Genomic DNA, 16,487 nt, shown 5'->3' with positions numbered 1-16,487 from the left:
CGCCCGGCCCGGGGCACAACAGGCCCGATCCCGCACGAGCGGCGCAACCACCCGCGCTCGAGGAGACGCCCCGGCGCGCGCCCCGCCCCAGCACCCGCCCGGCCCGGGGCACAACAGGCCCGATCCCGCACGAGCGGCGCAACCACCCGCGCTCGAGGAGACGCCCCGGCGCGCGCCCCGCCCCAGCACCCGCCCGGCCCGGGGCACAACAGGCCCGATCCCGCACGAGCGGCGCAACCACCCGCAGGGAACGCCCCGGGTGGACCCGGCCCTACCCCCCGAACAACACCTCCTGCGCCGCCTCCCGTGCGGCCAGGCGGGCTCCGGCCAGGACCGCCGGGTCGCCCAGGGTCGTGGCGCGGATCTCCGTCGGGACCGGGGTCAGCTTCGCCAGGCGGTGGGCGACCCGGGCCGCCAGCGCGGGACCGCCGGCGCGGCCGAGTTCGCCCGCCAGGACCACGCAGCCGGGGTCCAGGATCGCCGCGGCGGCCGCCGCGCCCAGCGCGAGCCGCTCGGCCAGGGCTTCGAGGAAGGCCTCGCCGGCGGCTCCGGCCACCGCCTCCTCCGCCGGGCCCGCGAAGCCGTGTTCGCGCGCGAGCGCGGTCACGCCGTCCCGTCCGGCCAGGGCGTGGAACCCGCCCCCGCAGTCGGCGGCCGAGGGCAGGGAGCCGGTGCCCGGTACCGGGAGGAAGCCGATCTCGCCCGCCCCTCCGGAGGCGCCCCGGCGCAGCCGGCCGTCCAGGACCACCGCCGCGCCCACCCCCGCGCCGAGCCACAGGAGCACGAAGGAGTCCAGGCCGCGGGCGACGCCCAGGCGTTGCTCGGCGAGGGCGGCCAGGTTGGTCTCGTTCTCGACCACCACCACGGCGGGCAGGGTCCGTTGCAGGGCGGTCACCAGGTTGCGGTGCCAGGCCGGCAGGCCGCTGGTGTCGCGGAGTTCGCCGGTGGCCGGGGTGACCAGGCCGGGGGCCCCGATGACGACGGTGTGCAGGGCCGCGGCGCCGGCCTCGTGCGCGGTGCGCAGCAGGGCCGCCACCGCGTCCTCGGGTGCGCCGACGGGCAGGGCGGCCTCGGCCAGGGGGTGGCCGAGCAGGTCGGTGACGACGGCGGTGACCCGGTCCGTGCGGACGTCCAGGGCGGCCAGGTGGGCGCGGTTCGCGACGATCCCGTACAGCTTGGCGTTCGGGCCGCGCCGCTGTTCGCCGGACTCCCCGACGACCTCGATCAGCCCGGCTCCGGCGAGCCGGTCGACGAGGTCGGCGACCGAGGGGCGGGAGAGCCCGGTCCTGGACTTGAGCTGGGTGGCCGTCAGCGGCCCGGACTCCTGGAGGAGTCGCAGGGCGAGGCGGTCGTTGATGGCCCGGGCCGTGCTGGGCGAGGCGGGGGACGGTACCGGGGCGGGGGCGGAAGTCACGGCGCCCATCCTAGGGAGTCGAGATCATTATCTATCAGGCAGGGTCCCTGATAGTTTATTTGTCATGACCGGGGACAACCACCTCAGCCCGGCGCGCCTGCGCCACGCCCGTTTCGCCATCGCCGCCGTCTTCTGTGCCCACGGCGCGGTCACCGGCTCCTTCGCCACCCGCATCCCCTGGATCCAGGACCACGCCCAGCTCGGCGCGGGCACCCTGGGCCTCGCCCTCGCCTTCCCCGCCCTCGGTGCGGCGTTCGCGATGCCGCTCGCCGGGCGGATCAACCACCGGTTCGGCGCCCGCGCCGCGCTGCGCGGACTGCTGGCGATGTGGACCCTCTCCCTGATCCTGCCGAGCCTCGCCCCGAACCTGCCCGCCCTCTGCCTCGCGCTCCTGGTCTACGGGGCCACCGCCGGCATGTCGGACGTGGCGATGAACGCGCTGGGCGTGGAGACCGAGAACCGGCTGCGCCGCTCGATCATGTCCTCGCTGCACGGCATGTGGAGCGTGGGCGCGCTGCTCGGCTCGGCCGCCGGCATGGTCGCCGCGCACGGCGGGGCCGACGCCCGCCTGCACCACCTGGTCGCCGCGCTCGTCCTCACCGCGGCCGGGCTGTTCGCCGTACGGGGGGTGCTCGACCTGAGGAGCGACGGGGAGGCCCAGGCGCCGCCGCACTTCACGCTGCCCCCGAAGTCCGCGCAGCTCATCGGGGCCATCGGGTTCTGCGCGGTCTTCGCCGAGGGCGCGAGCCTGGACTGGTCGGCGGTCTACCTGCGGGACGTGCTGCACACCGACGCCGGCCTGGCGGCCGCCTCCACCACGGCCTTCGCGCTCACGATGGCCGTGGCCCGGCTCGCCGGGGACCGGGTGGTAGACCGGTTCGGGCCGGTGCGCACGGTCCGGGCGGGCGGCGTACTGGCCACCGCCGGCGGGCTGCTCGTGGTGCTGGTGCGGGATCCGGTGGCGGCCATGGCCGGCTTCGGGATGATCGGGCTGGGCATCGCGGTGGTGGTCCCGCTGGCCTTCGCGGCCGCGGCGCGCAGCGGGCCCGCCCCGGCGCAGGCCATCGCGGGCGTCGCGACGATCACGTACACCTCGGGGCTGATCGCGCCGTCGGCGATCGGCGCGGTGGCCGACGCGAGCTCGCTGGTGGTGTCCTTCGGTCTGGTCACGCTACTGGCCTTCGCGCTGGTCGTGGGCGCCGCGGTGCTGCGTCAGCGGCCGCCGGTGGGGCAGTCTGGGGGCGGGGCCGGCGAGAAGGCCGGTCCGACCGAGCGGGACGAAACCATCGATATCCGGCCGTAATATGTCGACTGGCCGCAGCGGCACGATCCGTGCGCTGCGGCCTCGACGTGTGAGCGGCCGGCGCGGTGACCGTCCGGAGAAGAGGAGTGGAACATGGGCCTCGGCGTGGGCTGGACCCTGCACGGAGACGGGCGGACCCCCGCCCCCGGCGCGGTGGTCCGGCCGGAGGAGCGGCTGTCGTGGCCGCGGACCGCCGGGCTCGGCGCCCAGCACGTCGTGGCGATGTTCGGCGCGAGCTTCGTGGCACCGGTCCTGATGGGCCTGGACCCGAACCTGGCCATCATGATGTCCGGCGTCGCGACCGTGATCTTCCTCCTCGCGACGCGCGGCCGGGTCCCCTCCTACCTGGGCTGCTCGCTGTCCTTCGTCGGCGTCGCGGCGGCGATCCGGGCCTCGGGCGGGGACAGCGCGGTCGTCACGGGCTCCGTGTTCGTCGTCGGCGTGGCGCTGTTCCTGGCCGGTCTCGCGGTGCAGCGCTTCGGCGCGCGCATCATCCACACGGCGATGCCGCCCATCGTGACGGGTGCGGTGGTGATGCTGATCGGCTTCAACCTGGCTCCGGTGACGGCGTCGACGTACTGGCCGCAGGACCAGTGGACGGCGTTGCTGACCATGCTGTTCACCGGGTTCGCCGTGGTCTGCCTGCGCGGTTTCTGGTCGCGCATCGCGATCTTCCTGGGGCTGGTCTTCGGGTACACGATCTCCTGGCTCTTCGACCTGCTCTTCGGGAAGATCCACTCGACGGTGGGCGGGGAGGCGGCCGTGGACCACTGGCGCCTGGACCTCTCCGGGGTAACGAAGGCCGACTGGATCGGCCTGCCGTCCTTCCACGGGCCGTCCTTCGATTGGTCCGCGATCCTGATCGCCCTGCCCGTGGTGATCGCGCTGATCGCCGAGAACGCGGGGCACATCAAGGCCGTGGGCGAGATGACCGGCGACCCCCTCGACGACAAGCTGGGCACGGCCATCGCGGCGGACGGCGCCGCGTCGATGCTGTCCACGGCCGTCGGCGGCCCGCCCAACACCACGTACTCCGAGAACATCGGCGTCATGGCGGCCACCCGGGTCTACTCCACGGCTGCCTACTGGGCGGCGGCGGGCTTCGCGCTGCTCTTCGGTCTGTGCCCCAAGTTCGGCGCCGTCGTCGCCGCGATCCCGGGCGGCGTCCTCGGCGGCATCACCGTCATCCTGTACGGCATGATCGGTCTGCTGGGCGCCCAGATCTGGATCAACGGCCGGGTGGACCTGCGCAATCCGCTGAACCTGGTGCCGGCCGCGGCGGGCATCATCATCGGCGTCGGCGGTGTGAAGCTGCAGATCACCGACAGCTTCGAGCTGGGCGGCATCGCGCTGGGCACGATCGTGGTGATCGCCGGCTATCACGCGCTGCGCTACTTCGCCCCCGCGCACCTGAAGTCGCAGGAGCCCCTGCTCGACGCGGGCACCTCCGCCTACGACGCCGGCGGGGCGGCGGAGGACAAGCCCCGTTGACGGGGTTTCGCCCGAACCGGGGAAGCGTACGGCCAAGTTCCCCGGATCCGCGTCGGCGCCTGCGACTCTGCCTCCCATGGAAGCGGTGCTGGCGCGGATGCGCGCCCTGGAGGAGCGGCTCCCGCCGCAGGACGGTGTCGCCGTCTTCAACCGGGTCTACCTGACGGTGACGGAGACCCTGCACGATCGGATCGAACACGGGTGTTTCCCGGCGCCCCGGCGGGCGGCGACCCTCAGCGTGCGGTTCGCGGAGCGGTACCTGACGGCGGTGGAGGCGGACCGGGCCCCGGCCTGCTGGCGCCCGCTGCTGCAGTACCGCCGTCACCCCGGGATCCAGCCGCTGCAGCACGCGCTGGCCGGGATCAACGCGCACATCGGGCACGACCTGGCGCTCGCCGTGGTGGCCACGTGCGGTGAGCTGGACTGCGAACCGCGGGCCCTGGAGGCGGACTTCGACCGGGTCGGCGACACGCTGGTCTCGCTGGAGGAGCACATCCGGGAAGACCTGATGCCGGGCCCGGACCTGCTGGAGATCGCCGACCCACTGACCCACCTGGTCGGCTCCTGGAGCCTGGAGCGCGCCCGGGCCGGTGCCTGGTCGGCAGCCCGGCTGCTGTGGACGCTGCGCCGGGCGCCGGAACTGGCCGAGGAGTTCGCGGACTCCCTCGACGCGGGCGTGGGCCTGGTCGGCCGCTGCCTGCTGACCCCCGTCAGGACGCCCTCGGAAGCGGGCCGGTCCCCGAGCCGGGCCTGACCGCACGCCCCGGGCGGTCCGCGGGCGCCGGCGTCTAGGCTCACGCGATGGCCAGCTTCACCACGCACCGCCTCCGGGCGCACGATCCCGCGCGTTCGCCGGCGCTCCGCTTCGCCGCGCTGTGCACGTGCCTCGCCGAGTTCGCCCCGTACGGGTTCCGCGCGACCTACCACCACCTGTGCCGCAGCGCGGGGATCCCGCCCGAACCTGAGCAGGACCCGGAGGCGGTGGTGCGGGCGGTGGAGGAGCTGCACGCGGCGCGGGAGGTCTGGTTCGCCGCGTTCCGGGCCTGGAAGGGCGGGCGCCGGGTGCAGAAGCTCGCCGGGGCACGGGTCCCGGAGCCGCCGGAGCCGCGTCGGCGGCTCTGGTGCCCCGACCCGGAGTTCCACCCGGGTGAGCCGCTCTCGGTGGTGATGCGGCAGATCACGCGCGCCCCGGCCGGGGACCTGGAGAGGTGCCCTGTGTGCGTGGAGGGGCGCGGGACGAAGACCTGGCACGACGGGTTCACGGAGCACACGCTCTGCGCCGGCTGCGGGGTGAGCCTCGCCGGCCGGCCCGTTCCGCACGATGTCCGTATCGCCGCCGGCCGGGCGGAGCGGTGGCGGCTGGTCTGGAGGCGGCGGGCATGAGAACGGGCCGCCGGCCCGCGTGCTGACGTTCGCGGGGCGGCGGCCCGTGATCAGGGGCCGGGAGGGTCAGTCCTCCGGCAGTTCGACCGGGGCGATGTCGTCGTACATGTCGCCCGGGCCCGGGTTGGTGGCGTCCGTGGAGCCGCCGAGGTGGTGCATGACGCCCCAGACGGCGTTGAGGGCGGTCTGGACCGCGCCCTCGGCCCAGCCGGCCGTCCAGGAGATGTCGTCGCCCGCGAGGAAGATGCCGCGCTTGTCCTCGGGGAGGCGGTCCTGCATGAAGTGGGTGAACAGGCGGCGCTGGTAGCGGTAGTGGCCCGGGAGGTTGGCCTTGAACGCGCCCATGAAGTAGGGCTCGTTCTCCCAGGACACGGTGACCGGGTTGCCGATGACGTGGCGGCGGATGTCGACCTTCGGGTAGATCTCGCCGAGGGACTTCAGCATGACCTCCATCCGCTCGTTCGCGGACAGCGGCAGCCACTTCAGGCTGTCGTCGCACCAGGTGTACGAGAGGCAGATGACGGCGGGCTTGTCCGGGCCGTTGTCCAGCAGGTACGTGCCGCGGGTCATGCGGTCCGTGAGGGTCATCGACATGACGTCGCGGCCGGTCTCTTCGTCCTTGTCGAGCCAGAAGGGGCGGTCGACGGGGACGAAGAGCTTCGAGCTCTCCATGTAGTGGGTGCGCTCGATCGCCGTCCAGTGGTCGATCGGGAAGAGCGTGTCGTCGCACTCGATCTTCGACAGCAGCATCCAGGACTGGGCCGTGAAGATCGCGGCGCGGTACGTGCGGATGTCGCCGGAGGAGTCGGTGACCGTGATGCGGTTGCCGGCCGTGCGGTGCAGGCGGGTCACCGCCGGGCGCGGGGTGCCGTCGTGCAGGGTGGACAGGGACGTGCCCTGGGCCCAGTGCACGATCTTCTCGGGCTCGCGCTCCCACAGGCGCAGCGGCAGCTGCTGCGAGCCGCCCACGATGCCGCGGTGGTGGTCGTCGGCCTCGGTGTAGACGACGCGCAGGATCTCCAGGATGGAGTTCGGGAAGTCGGTGTCCCAGCCGCCGGTGCCGAAGCCGACCTGGCCGAAGATCTCGCGCTTGCGGAAGGACTGGAAGGCCTCGGACTTGCAGAGGAAGCCGTAGAAGGTCTCGTCGTCGAGCTTCTCGACGAGCTTGGCCCAGATCTCGCGGATGCGCGGGACGTCCCGCTCGCGCATCGCGGTGTTCATGTCGGAGAAGTCGGCGCCCTCGTCGAGGCAGGCGTTCCACGCGGCGGCGACGTCGCGGTAGACCTGCGGGAGGTCGGCGATGGTCTCGGCGTAGTGGGTCTCGCCCTTGAGGTCCACGACCGTCGAGGGGGTGGCCTCGGCGAGCGGGTTCGGGAAGGGCTCGGTGACCAGGCCGACGAGGTCGATGTAGTGCTGCAGGGCCGTGGAGGACGGCGGGAAGCGCATGGCGCCCATCTCCGCGGTCAGCTCCTCGGTGCCGGCGCCCTCGAAGCCGACGGTGCGCAGCCGGCCGCCGATCTGGTCGGCCTCGTAGACGACGGGCTTGAGGCCCATCTTCATCAGCTCGTAGGCCGAGATGATGCCGGACAGCCCGCCGCCGATGACGGCGACCTCGGTGCCGAGTTCGGTCGCGGGTATCTGACCGAGCCCCGCCGGGTGGGCGAGGAAGTCGTCGTACGCGTACGGGAAGTCCGGGCCGAACATGGTGATCGGCGGCTGTCCGTCGCTGTGCGGGACGGCGGTGGTGGGCACCGTGGACGTCATGGGGGTACGTCTCCTTGCGGCAGGGCTGGGGGAAGAGGTCTTAGACGAGGGAGGCGTAGAGCCCGGGGCGGCGGTCGCGCAGGTAGGGGTTGTTCTCGCGCGACGCGGCCAGCAGCTCGGGGTCGGCCTCGCCGAACACCATCTCCTCGCCGCGGCCGGCCCGGGTCCGGGTGACCCCGTCGGGGCTCGCCAGGCAGCTGAGTCCGACGAACTCGAACTCGCCTTCCGGGCCGGTGCGGTTGACGTACGCGATGTACATCTGGTTCTCGAAGGCCCGTACGGGGACGAGCTGTTCGGCGACGAACTGGAACGGGTGCATCTGCGCGGTCGGCACCAGGAGGAGGTCGGTGCCGGCCAGCGCGTGCGCCCGGACGTTCTCGGGGAACTCCACGTCGTAGCAGATCATGATGCCGATGCGGAGGCCGTCGAGGTCCGCCTGGACGACGGGGGTGTCGCCGGGGGTGAAGGCGTCCTGTTCGAAGCAGCCGAAGAGGTGGGTCTTGCGGTAGTTCGCGAGCCGCACCCCGTCGGGGCCGATGAGCTGTGCCGCGTTGTAGACGGTGTCGTCCGCCCGCTCCGGGTAGCCGTACAGGACGGCGATGCCGTGGCGGCGGGCGATCTCGCCGATGGCGACGGCGGACGGGCCGTCGGCCGGTTCGGCGAGCCTGGGGATGTCCTGGAGGTCCAGCGCGTAGCCGGTCAGGAACATCTCCGAGGTGACGAGGAGCCCGGACCCGCCCTGCGCGGCGTTCGCCGCCGCCTCGTCGAGCGCCTTGAGGTTCTGGGCGGTGTCGCCGAGAACTCCGGAGCTCTGGAGGAGGGCGGTGCGCAGCGCAGGCATGGGCTACCTCTGTGACAGGAGGGGTGGGGTCATACGAAGGTACGTTCGCGCGTTGCACCCGGACAAGCCGTGACCGTTGCGCTGCGCGCATCGATTCGTTGCGTGTTCCGCGACGGGTGCGGCGATTCGTTGCGCGGGACCCCAGGAGGCTCCCGGGGAACCCCTGAGGACCGCCCGGGACCCCCTCGGCGGGCCCCTCCTACGAAGCCTTGCGGAAGGCCGGGTGGCCTGCCAGGAAGTGCAGGTCGTCGAGGATGTCGGGGGTGTGGTCGGAGACGACGCGGCCGCTCCAGGTGTCGACGAGGGCCGGGACGGTCAGGGTGCCGTCGAAGTGGTGGCCGGCGGCCTCGTACGCGAGGCGCAGCGCGGTGTACCCGGCCGCTTCGGTGCCGCGGCCGGCCCCGGTGCCGGCGAGGGTATCGGTCTCGGTGCCGGCGCCGGTGCCGGCGCCGGTGCCGGTGCCGGTGCCGAGGACCGTGGTGGCGACGGAGTCCTCGATGCCCAGCGCGGCGAGGGCGGCGGCCACCCGCCGGGAGCGCGGACAGTCGGGGCGGAGGTAGAGGCGGTAGCGGTGCGGGACGGGGGAGAACCCGGCCCCGATGCGGCCGCGCAGGGCGGGGGCCGGGCCGGTGCGGGGCAGGACGGTGTGGGACATGACGCTCCTGGGGCGGCGCGGGCGGTGGCCCGGGCGCAGTGCGGCCGGGCGGCGTGGCGCCCTGCGCGGCGGGGCTCCGCCCCGGGCGGGGCGGTGCTGCGCAGGGCTGCGCTCCGGGCGGCTTGGCGCACGCCCGGTCCGGGTCACTCGTCTTGGGGAGGGGTCAGCCGCGCGGGCCGAATGCGCTGCACACCCGCAGGAGGTCGATGTGCAGGCGCCGGGTCAGCCACCAGCGCCGCAGGGTCGGGGCTCCCGCTTCCGCGGTCCGGGGCGTGTGCACCGGTCCTCCACCCCCGTCCTGTCCTCGGCGGCCCGTTGCGCGGTGGTGAGGCTTCCCGCGGCGGGCACGGTCCGTCGTGGCCGTCCCCCGCAGTCTCGTGGCGGCGCCCGGGGCCGTCAAGAAGGCGGTCGCGGACGATCGCCGCCGCCCCACGGAAGGAGTCCCGCAGCCATGTCCCCCGAGACCGGCACCCTGCCCGACAACGCCGTACTCGACAATCCGGTCTGGGCCGCACTGACCGGCACGCACCGCGGTTTCGCCGAGCTGGGGCCCGCGGGTCTGGCCGGCCGGTACACCTTGGACACGTCCCCCTTCGCGGCGCTCGCCGACCCGGCGGATCCCCGGGCGTGGGCGGACCTCGCCGCGCTGGTGGGGCCTGGTCAGGAGGTCTGGGTGACCGGGCTGCCGACCCCGCCGCCGGACTGGGAGACGCTGGCGAGCGTGCCGGGCGTGCAGCTGGACGGCCGGGCGGTACGGGCCGAGGCCGCGCCGGAGGCGGTCCCGCTGGGCCGCGGCGACGTACCGGAAATGCTGGAGCTGGTCGGGCTGACCCGGCCGGGCCCGTTCCTGGACCGGACGGTCGAGCTGGGCACGTATCTCGGGATCCGCCACGAGGGCAGGCTCGTGGCGATGGCCGGGGAGCGGATGCGGCCGGCCGGCTGGTCGGAGATCAGCGCGGTGTGCACCCACCCGGACCACCGGGGCAGGGGCCTGGCCGGCCGGCTGACCCGTGCGGTCGCGGCGGCGATACGGGAGCGCGGGGACAGCCCGTTCCTGCACGCGGCGGCGGCGAACACCGGCGCCGTCCGGCTCTACGAGTCGATGGGCTTCACGCCGCGCAGCCGCCCGCTCTTCCTCGGCCTGCGCACACCGCCCCGGGAGGCCTGATCCGGAGGGCGCCCGGCCGCGTACCGGGCGTGGCGGTGTTTCAAGGGGCGGCGAGCGGTCACACGCGGGGCATCCCGAAGAAAGGAACCGTCATGACCGATGTGTCGCGCCTGCCCGGCGCCGTCCACCACTCCTGGCAGTGGCAGACCGGGGCGGCCTGCCGGGACCTGGGGTCCGGCCGCTTCTTCCATCCCGCCGGTGAGCGGGGCGAGGACCGCGAGGAGCGGGACGCCGCCGCGAAGCGGGTCTGCGCGGCCTGCCCGGTCCGGACGGCCTGCCTGGAGCACGCGCTGCGGACCCGCGAGCCGTTCGGCGTCTGGGGCGGCCTGACGGAGGAGGAGCGCCACGCGCTCCAGGGCTCGGCGGGGATGACCGTGGCGGCGCGGGCCTAGAAGGCGGCGTCACGGGCCCGGGCCGGCATCGGCCGCCCGGGCCTCGTCCCGTCCGTCTTCTCCGAGGAGGTCTACGCCGGTGCGCCGGAGGTGAAGCGGCGGAGCAGCGGGGAGAGGACCAGGACCGACTTGGTGCGCTCCACGAAGGGCTCGCCCGCGATGCGCTCCAGGACCCGCTCGAAGTGCCGCATGTCGGAGGCGAAGATCTGGACGAGGGCGTCCGCGTCGCCGGTGACGGTCGACGCGGACACCACCTCGGGATAGCGCGCCAGTCCTCGCCGGATGTCGTCCGGCGAGGTGTTGTGGCGGCAGTAGATCTCGATGAAGCCCTCGGTCTCCCAGCCCATGGCGGCGGGGTCCACGCGGACGGTGAAGCCGGTGATGGCGCCTTCGGCGCGCAGCCGGTCCACGCGCCGCTTCACGGCGGGGGCGGAGAGCCCGACCTCGGAGCCGATGTCCGCGTAGGAGCGGCGGGCGTCCTCGGCGAGGGCGTGCACGATGCGTTCGTCGAGATCGTTCAGTCGCACGGGGGGGTGAATCACTTCTATTCAGCGGCCTCCTCGGCCGTGGCGGCCAGGGCGGCCACAGTGGCCAGGCTGGAGCGGCGCATGCCGTAGAAGAAGTAGATCACGAGCCCGGCGGCCATCCAGCCACCGAAGACCAGCCAGGTGATTCCGGGCAGCTCCGTCATCAGGTAGGCGCAGAGGAGGAAGCCCACGATCGGGGTGACCGGGAAGAGCGCGACCTTGAAGGTGCGGTTCATCTCCGGGCGGGTCTGGCGCAGGATGATGACGGCCACGTTGACAAGGGCGAACGCGAAGAGCGTGCCGATGCTGGTGGCGTTCGCCAGCTCACCCAGCGGAATGAAGGCGGCGAGCAGTCCGCAGAAGAGGCAGACGATGATCGTGTTGACGCGCGGGGTGCCGGACTTCGGGTCGACCTTGGCGAAGGCCTTGGGCATCAGGCCGTCGCGGGACATGGCGAAGAGGATGCGGGTCTGGCCGTAGAGGACGGCGAAGACGACGCTGGCGATGGCGACGACGGCGCCCGCGGCGAGGATGACGCTCCAGAAGGAGTGTCCGGTGACGTTCTCCATGATCTGGGCCAGGGCGGCCTCGCTGCCCTCGAACTCCTGCCACGGCATGGCGCCGACGGCGACCAGGGCGACGAGGCAGTAGATCGCGGTGACGATGGCGAGCGAGAGCATGATCGCGCGCGGCAGGTCCTTCTTCGGGTTCTTGGCTTCCTCACCGGCGGTGGAGGCGGCGTCGAAGCCGATGTACGAGAAGAAGAGCATGGAGGCGGCGGTGCTGATGGCGGTGACGCCGAGCGGGGCCAGCGGCGTGTAGTTGCCGGCCTTGATGCCCATGAAGCCGATGACGCAGAAGAGCACCAGCGTCACGATCTTGACAGCGACCATGATCGAGTTGATCCGGGCGCTCTCCTTGGCGCCGCGGAGCAGGAAGACCATGCAGAGCAGGACCACGACCAGGGCCGGCATGTTGATGTAGCCGCCCTCGCCCAGCGGGGCGGAGAAGCCCTCGGGGATGGTGATGCCGAGGGTCCCGTCGAGCAGCTCGTTGAGGTACTGGCCCCAGCCGACGGCCACGGCCGCGACGGAGACGCCGTACTCCAGGATCAGGCACCAGCCGCAGACCCAGGCTATGAGCTCGCCCATGGTGGCGTAGGCGTACGAGTACGAGGAGCCCGAGACGGGGATGGAGCCCGCGAGCTCGGCGTAGGAGAGCGCCGAGAACAGCGCGGTCAGGCCCGCGACGATGAACGCGATGAAGACGGCCGGGCCGGCGATCGGGGTGGCCTCGCCGAGGACGACGAAGATGCCGGTGCCCAGGGTGGCGCCGATGCTGATCATGGTCAGCTGCCACATGGTGAGCGAGCGCTTGAGTGCACCGCCCTCACCCTGGCCGCCCTCGGCGACCAGCTGCTCCACCGGCTTGCGGCGGAGCAGCGGGTTGACGGGCTTCGAGGCGAGCGGTGGCGCCTGGCCGTGGTCGAGCACGAGGGGACTCCTTGTCACTGCGGATCGGGGAGGTCGGGGATGAGGCATCGACCGCGACGATCCGGAGCAGGACAGGGCCCGACGGGGGAAGGGCCTGAGCATGGGAGGACCGCCGAGCTGGCGATCCGCCACTCCACGTACAGCGAGTGAGCCTACGAGCTGAGTGATACTGCCCGTAATGCACCATCCTTGCACATTGGCGCACGATCGTTGCGCGGATCTGTCCGGGATGGTCCTTTGTTGCGTGCGGATGATCGATCGCTGCGCAGCCCTCTCCGAACCCCGTTTCTTGACACTTCGTCAGATGTGCCGCAGCGTGCCGCCTGACGGCATTGGTGCGACCGGAGGCGGTGGATCCGGGCCAGCACGGGGTACGGGTGGCCGAGACCGCGACCGGGACCGAAGGTTCCCGGACCGGGACCGCGGACACGATCGGAGGCGAAGCGTGAGCAGACCGGGCACTGACCAGCAGTGGCCGTGGCAGGATCCGCAGCCCTTCCTGCGCGGGGTCGCCTGGCTGGACAAGGGGCGCCCGGTGCGGGCCGACCCGGCGGACACCATGCGGCTGCCCTGGGACACCGGCGAGCGGGCCACCCTGCCCATAGGGGTCCGGCTGGAGTTCACCACCGAGACCGCGCGGGCGGTGGAGATCCGCTACCGGGCGACCGTGCCCGGCCCCACCGACGCCCTGCGCGACCTCGCGCACGGCTTCGCCCTGTGGGACCGGCACGGGGTGGTCACCGAGGTGTTCACCGAACCGGCCGCGGAGGCCGTCGTACGGATCGAGCTGGGAGGCGGCAACGGGCCGTTCACCATCCACCCGCCCGAGACCCAGTCCCCGCTGGTCCTCGGCCTGCGCGGGATCGGCGGCCCCCTCGCCCCGGCGCCGCCCGCCCCGCGCTGGGTGGTGCACGGCGACTCCATCACCGAGGGCTGGTGGTCCACCCGCCCCGCGCACGGCTGGCCCTCGGTCACCGGCCGGGCACTCGGCTGGGACACCGTCAACCTCGGCTACGCCGGCGCCGCGCGCGGCGAGCTCACCACCGCCGAACAGCTCGCGGGCCTGCCCGCCGACGTCCTCACCCTCGCCTTCGGCACCAACTGCTGGTCCCGGGTGCCCTTCTCTGCGCCCCTCCTCTACGAGACCACGCGCGCCTTCCTCGAACTGGTCCGGCAGGGGCACCCGCGGACCCCGCTGCTGCTGGTCTCGCCGGTGCTGCGGCCCGACGCCGAGCGCACCCCGAACAAGCTCGGCGCCACCCTGGGCGCCCTGCGCGACGCGATGGAGCGCGCCACCCGGGACCGGATCGCCGCCGGGGACGACCGGCTCGCCGTCCTTCCGGGCCGGGACCTGCTCGGTCCCGAGCACCTGGAGGACGGGCTGCACCCCAACGACAGCGGACACCAGGTACTCGGCCTCGCTGTGGCCACGGCTCTGCGGCGCGCCGGGTTCGGCGCGGGGTGAGTGAAACAGCCCACACGAGCTCCCTTGAACAGATCCCTGCCATCAGGGCGTGTCCTGAGCACAGTTGCCGCCGCCGGGGGCGACGGCACGAAAGACACCACACGTGGGAGAGATCAAGATGGGCATCAAGCGCGGAACCACCCTTGCAGCCGTCGCGATGACGGTCGTCCTCGCGGCGACCGCCTGCGGTCCGTCCGACGACAAGGCGGCCGACTCGGCCCAGCCCGCCGGTGCCGCCTCCCAGGCTCCCGCCGCGGACGGCGGATACGGGGCCCCCGCCGCGGACGCGGGATCGGGCGCCAAGCCCGGCGGGCAGCTGGCCCTCGCCAACAACGACCAGCTCGGCGCGGTGCTCACCGACAGCGCGGGGCTCACCCTCTACCGCTTCGACAAGGACACGGCCAAGCCGCCGAAGTCGAACTGCGACGGGGACTGCGAGAAGACCTGGCCGGTGGTCGCCGCCGGCGATGCCACCGCCGCGGCGGGCATGGACCCCTCGCTGCTCGGCGAGGTCGTGCGCAGCGACGGCAGCAAGCAGCTGACGGTGGCCGGCTGGCCCGCGTACCGCTACAACAAGGACGCCAAGGCGGGGGACTTCAACGGCCAGGGCGTCGGCGGGGTGTGGTTCGCGCTCGCGCCGGACGGAAAGAAGGCCGCTAAGGGGGCGGCGACCGAGGGGGCACCGCCGGCCGCGGGCGGCGCCGCCGAGGCCGACGGGAAGCTGTCGGTGGCCAAGGACCCCAAGCTGGGCGACCACATCGTCGACGGCAAGGGCATGACCGTCTACCGGTTCAAGCCGGACACCCAGTGGCCGATGACCTCCAAGTGCGTGGGCGACTGCCTGACCAAGTGGCCGGTCGTTGCGCCGGTGGAGAAGGCCAAGGACAAGGGGATCGCCGAGAAGAACTACTCGGTGCTCAACCGCCCGGACGGCCTGAAGCAGCAGAGCGTCGACTGCTGGCCCGTCTACACCTTCACTGGTGACAAGAAGCCCGGCGACATCAACGGCCAGGGCGTGGGCGGCACGTGGTACGCCGTCTCCCCCGAGGGCAAGCTCATCACCATCCAGTAGTCCCGTAGTCCCGGGACTGCTCCGAGACCCTCCAGTCCCCCCACCACGGTTCGCGCGGCCCCGCCCCCATCCCCCGGGGCGGGGGCCGCGCCCCGTTCCGCCGCGGCGCACCGCTCTCTAGACTCGTCGGCATGCTGCGCGTACTGGCCGTCGACGACGAGAAGCCGCTCCTGGAGGAACTCCTCTACCTGCTGCGCTCGGACCCCCGCGTGCTCAGCGCGGAGGGCGCCTCGGACGCCACCGAGGCCCTGCGCCGGGTCACCCGGGCGCTGGAGTCCGGACCGGACGGGGCCGACGGCATCGACGTGGTCTTCCTCGACATCCACATGGCCGGGCTGACCGGTCTGGACATCGCCCGGCTGCTGGCCGGGTTCGCGCAGCCGCCGCTGATCGTCTTCGTCACCGCCCACGAGGGTTTCGCCGTACAGGCCTTCGATCTGAAGGCCGTGGACTACGTGCTCAAGCCGGTGCGCCCCCAGCGGCTGGCCGAGGCCGTCCGGCGGGCCTGCGCGCAGCTGGGCCGCGCCGAGGAGGCTCCGATCGCCGCCGGGCCGGCGGCGAGCCCGTCGGCCGTGGCGGCGCCGCGCCGCCCGGCCGCCGAGGTCACGGTCGCCGAGCGCGCCCCGGAGCAGATCGCCGTCGAACTGGGCGGGGTCACCCGCTTCCTGGCGATCGCCGACATCGCCTACGTCGAGGCGCAGGGCGACTACGCCCGCCTGCACACCGACGAGGGCAGCCACCTGGTCCGGATCCCCGTGTCCACGCTGGAGGAGCGCTGGGCGGCGCGCGGGTTCGTACGGATCCACCGCCGCCATCTGGTGGCGCTGTCGCGGATCGACGAGATCCGGCTGGACGCGGGTACGACCAGCGTCCGGGTCGGGTCGGCGGAGCTCCAGGTCAGCCGCAGGCACGCGCGGGAGCTGCGGGACCTCCTGATGCGGCAGGCCACCGGCTGAAAGCGGCCGCCGGCGGAGCCCGTTCGGGCCGCCCGTCCGCCGGCGCCCGTCCGCCGGCGCCCGTCCGCCGGCGCCCGACCGTCCGGCGCCCGACCGTCCGGCGCGCGCGGGCGCCGTTCGTCGCGCCGGGAAGGACGTACGGCGATCCGCCGGAGCCGTCGGCCGCACCGGCGGCGGGAACGGCCCGCCACTGCCGGCACCCCTGCGTATCGTGGATCTTCCGGCGCGGGAGGAGCGAGATGTCCGAGATCCAGGCGCTGGTCGACGCGCTGAGCGGACTGCCCCGTACCCGGCCCGCCGGGCCCGCCGAGGCGGAGGCACTGCTGGCCCGGCTGCGCAGTGCGGCCGCCCGCTGGGCCGACATCCTGTACGAGGCCCGCGAGGGGGTCCGCGAGCAGGTGCCGCCGCGTGCGGAGGCGGCCCTGACGCTGGCCTTCCGGCGCGCGGAGGAGTCGTACGTGGAGCTGGAGATCGCCTTGCGGGACTGCGCCGAGCACCGCGACCCGGCCGTCTGATCCACGAGCGGCACGGGGCCCCGGGCGGCGCCCGGGCAGCGGCGGCTC

Annotated in this window: 16 protein-coding genes; 10 read left to right on the top strand and 6 right to left on the bottom strand. The window is 73.4% G+C overall.

Annotated elements, in window-relative coordinates:
- Window positions 1-271 precede the first annotated feature (271 nt).
- Window positions 272-1,423, bottom strand: coding sequence for an ROK family protein (locus tag RIU97_RS32780; RefSeq protein WP_404961145.1), 1,152 nt, complete (start codon window positions 1,421-1,423; stop codon window positions 272-274).
- A gap of 55 nt (window positions 1,424-1,478) precedes the next feature.
- On the opposite strand from RIU97_RS32780, the gene RIU97_RS32775 reads away from it, so the two are divergent.
- From RIU97_RS32775 to RIU97_RS32760, 4 genes are all read left to right on the top strand, one after another.
- A complete protein-coding gene (locus tag RIU97_RS32775; RefSeq protein ID WP_404961144.1) occupies window positions 1,479-2,717 on the top strand; it encodes an MFS transporter in 1,239 nt (412 codons plus the stop codon).
- Between the two features lie 93 nt (window positions 2,718-2,810).
- Window positions 2,811-4,208, top strand: a complete 1,398-nt coding sequence (locus RIU97_RS32770; protein ID WP_404961143.1) for a uracil-xanthine permease family protein — start codon at window positions 2,811-2,813, stop codon at window positions 4,206-4,208.
- Between the two features lie 76 nt (window positions 4,209-4,284).
- Window positions 4,285-4,962 (top strand): DUF5995 family protein, encoded by a 678-nt coding sequence (locus tag RIU97_RS32765; RefSeq protein WP_404961142.1) that lies wholly within the window; start codon window positions 4,285-4,287, stop codon window positions 4,960-4,962.
- Window positions 4,963-5,009: 47 nt separating this feature from the next.
- On the top strand, window positions 5,010-5,591 hold the full coding sequence (locus RIU97_RS32760) for a hypothetical protein (protein WP_404961141.1): 582 nt from the start codon (window positions 5,010-5,012) through the stop codon (window positions 5,589-5,591).
- A gap of 66 nt (window positions 5,592-5,657) precedes the next feature.
- Here RIU97_RS32760 and RIU97_RS32755 read toward each other — a convergent pair whose 3' ends face one another.
- The 3 genes from RIU97_RS32755 to RIU97_RS32745 all read right to left on the bottom strand — a co-directional run bounded on the left by RIU97_RS32755 (window position 5,658) and on the right by RIU97_RS32745 (window position 8,851).
- Complete coding sequence (locus tag RIU97_RS32755) at window positions 5,658-7,355, bottom strand: flavin monoamine oxidase family protein (RefSeq protein ID WP_404961140.1); 1,698 nt, start codon at window positions 7,353-7,355, stop codon at window positions 5,658-5,660.
- Window positions 7,356-7,395: 40 nt separating this feature from the next.
- Window positions 7,396-8,196, bottom strand: a complete 801-nt coding sequence (locus tag RIU97_RS32750; RefSeq protein WP_404961139.1) for a carbon-nitrogen hydrolase family protein — start codon at window positions 8,194-8,196, stop codon at window positions 7,396-7,398.
- Between the two features lie 199 nt (window positions 8,197-8,395).
- A complete protein-coding gene (locus RIU97_RS32745) occupies window positions 8,396-8,851 on the bottom strand; it encodes a hypothetical protein (RefSeq protein ID WP_404961138.1) in 456 nt (151 codons plus the stop codon).
- A gap of 451 nt (window positions 8,852-9,302) precedes the next feature.
- Here RIU97_RS32745 and RIU97_RS32740 point away from each other — a divergent pair, with 451 nt between their 5' ends.
- The gene (locus tag RIU97_RS32740; RefSeq protein ID WP_404961137.1) at window positions 9,303-10,019 is read left to right on the top strand and encodes a GNAT family N-acetyltransferase; all 717 of its coding nucleotides are present in this window, start codon (window positions 9,303-9,305) and stop codon (window positions 10,017-10,019) included.
- Between the two features lie 92 nt (window positions 10,020-10,111).
- Window positions 10,112-10,411, top strand: coding sequence for a WhiB family transcriptional regulator (locus RIU97_RS32735; protein ID WP_404961136.1), 300 nt, complete (start codon window positions 10,112-10,114; stop codon window positions 10,409-10,411).
- Window positions 10,412-10,482: 71 nt separating this feature from the next.
- Here the strand turns inward: RIU97_RS32735 and RIU97_RS32730 are convergent, their stop codons facing one another.
- Together RIU97_RS32730 and RIU97_RS32725 are read right to left on the bottom strand one after the other, a co-directional pair.
- On the bottom strand, window positions 10,483-10,938 hold the full coding sequence (locus tag RIU97_RS32730; protein WP_361764872.1) for an Lrp/AsnC family transcriptional regulator: 456 nt from the start codon (window positions 10,936-10,938) through the stop codon (window positions 10,483-10,485).
- A 17-nt stretch (window positions 10,939-10,955) separates the two neighbouring features.
- A complete protein-coding gene (locus RIU97_RS32725) occupies window positions 10,956-12,431 on the bottom strand; it encodes an amino acid permease (protein WP_404961135.1) in 1,476 nt (491 codons plus the stop codon).
- 445 nt (window positions 12,432-12,876) lie between these two features.
- On the opposite strand from RIU97_RS32725, the gene RIU97_RS32720 reads away from it, so the two are divergent.
- The 4 genes from RIU97_RS32720 to RIU97_RS32705 all read left to right on the top strand — a co-directional run bounded on the left by RIU97_RS32720 (window position 12,877) and on the right by RIU97_RS32705 (window position 16,439).
- Entirely contained in the window at window positions 12,877-13,896 is a 1,020-nt protein-coding gene (locus RIU97_RS32720; protein WP_404961134.1) for a GDSL-type esterase/lipase family protein, read from the top strand.
- Between the two features lie 118 nt (window positions 13,897-14,014).
- Window positions 14,015-14,968 carry an SCO0930 family lipoprotein gene (locus RIU97_RS32715; protein ID WP_404963029.1) on the top strand — a complete coding sequence of 318 codons (954 nt, stop codon included), beginning with the start codon at window positions 14,015-14,017 and terminating at the stop codon, window positions 14,966-14,968.
- A gap of 131 nt (window positions 14,969-15,099) precedes the next feature.
- The gene (locus RIU97_RS32710) at window positions 15,100-15,924 is read left to right on the top strand and encodes a LytR/AlgR family response regulator transcription factor (RefSeq protein ID WP_404961133.1); all 825 of its coding nucleotides are present in this window, start codon (window positions 15,100-15,102) and stop codon (window positions 15,922-15,924) included.
- Window positions 15,925-16,163: 239 nt separating this feature from the next.
- Window positions 16,164-16,439, top strand: a complete 276-nt coding sequence (locus tag RIU97_RS32705) for a hypothetical protein (protein WP_362814223.1) — start codon at window positions 16,164-16,166, stop codon at window positions 16,437-16,439.
- The last annotated feature ends 48 nt before the right edge of the window (window positions 16,440-16,487 follow it).

The sequence above is a fragment of the Streptomyces sp. 147326 genome (assembly GCF_045000215.1).
Taxonomy (GTDB): Bacteria; Actinomycetota; Actinomycetes; order Streptomycetales; family Streptomycetaceae; genus Streptomyces.
Note: the sequence above shows the minus strand (reverse complement) of the source record. Positions and strands in the feature narration are given on the sequence as shown.

What these genes read in the sequence shown, in the direction of transcription:
- RIU97_RS32780 (WP_404961145.1), bottom strand. Translation starts at nt 1,423, where the DNA reads ATGGGCGCCGTGACTTCCGCCCCCGCCCCGGTACCGTCCCCCGCCTCG.
- RIU97_RS32775 (WP_404961144.1), top strand. Translation starts at nt 1,479, where the DNA reads ATGACCGGGGACAACCACCTCAGCCCGGCGCGCCTGCGCCACGCCCGT.
- RIU97_RS32770 (WP_404961143.1), top strand. Translation starts at nt 2,811, where the DNA reads ATGGGCCTCGGCGTGGGCTGGACCCTGCACGGAGACGGGCGGACCCCC.
- RIU97_RS32765 (WP_404961142.1), top strand. Translation starts at nt 4,285, where the DNA reads ATGGAAGCGGTGCTGGCGCGGATGCGCGCCCTGGAGGAGCGGCTCCCG.
- RIU97_RS32760 (WP_404961141.1), top strand. Translation starts at nt 5,010, where the DNA reads ATGGCCAGCTTCACCACGCACCGCCTCCGGGCGCACGATCCCGCGCGT.
- RIU97_RS32755 (WP_404961140.1), bottom strand. Translation starts at nt 7,355, where the DNA reads ATGACGTCCACGGTGCCCACCACCGCCGTCCCGCACAGCGACGGACAG.
- RIU97_RS32750 (WP_404961139.1), bottom strand. Translation starts at nt 8,196, where the DNA reads ATGCCTGCGCTGCGCACCGCCCTCCTCCAGAGCTCCGGAGTTCTCGGC.
- RIU97_RS32745 (WP_404961138.1), bottom strand. Translation starts at nt 8,851, where the DNA reads ATGTCCCACACCGTCCTGCCCCGCACCGGCCCGGCCCCCGCCCTGCGC.
- RIU97_RS32740 (WP_404961137.1), top strand. Translation starts at nt 9,303, where the DNA reads ATGTCCCCCGAGACCGGCACCCTGCCCGACAACGCCGTACTCGACAAT.
- RIU97_RS32735 (WP_404961136.1), top strand. Translation starts at nt 10,112, where the DNA reads ATGACCGATGTGTCGCGCCTGCCCGGCGCCGTCCACCACTCCTGGCAG.
- RIU97_RS32715 (WP_404963029.1), top strand. Translation starts at nt 14,015, where the DNA reads ATGGGCATCAAGCGCGGAACCACCCTTGCAGCCGTCGCGATGACGGTC.
- RIU97_RS32710 (WP_404961133.1), top strand. Translation starts at nt 15,100, where the DNA reads ATGCTGCGCGTACTGGCCGTCGACGACGAGAAGCCGCTCCTGGAGGAA.
- RIU97_RS32705 (WP_362814223.1), top strand. Translation starts at nt 16,164, where the DNA reads ATGTCCGAGATCCAGGCGCTGGTCGACGCGCTGAGCGGACTGCCCCGT.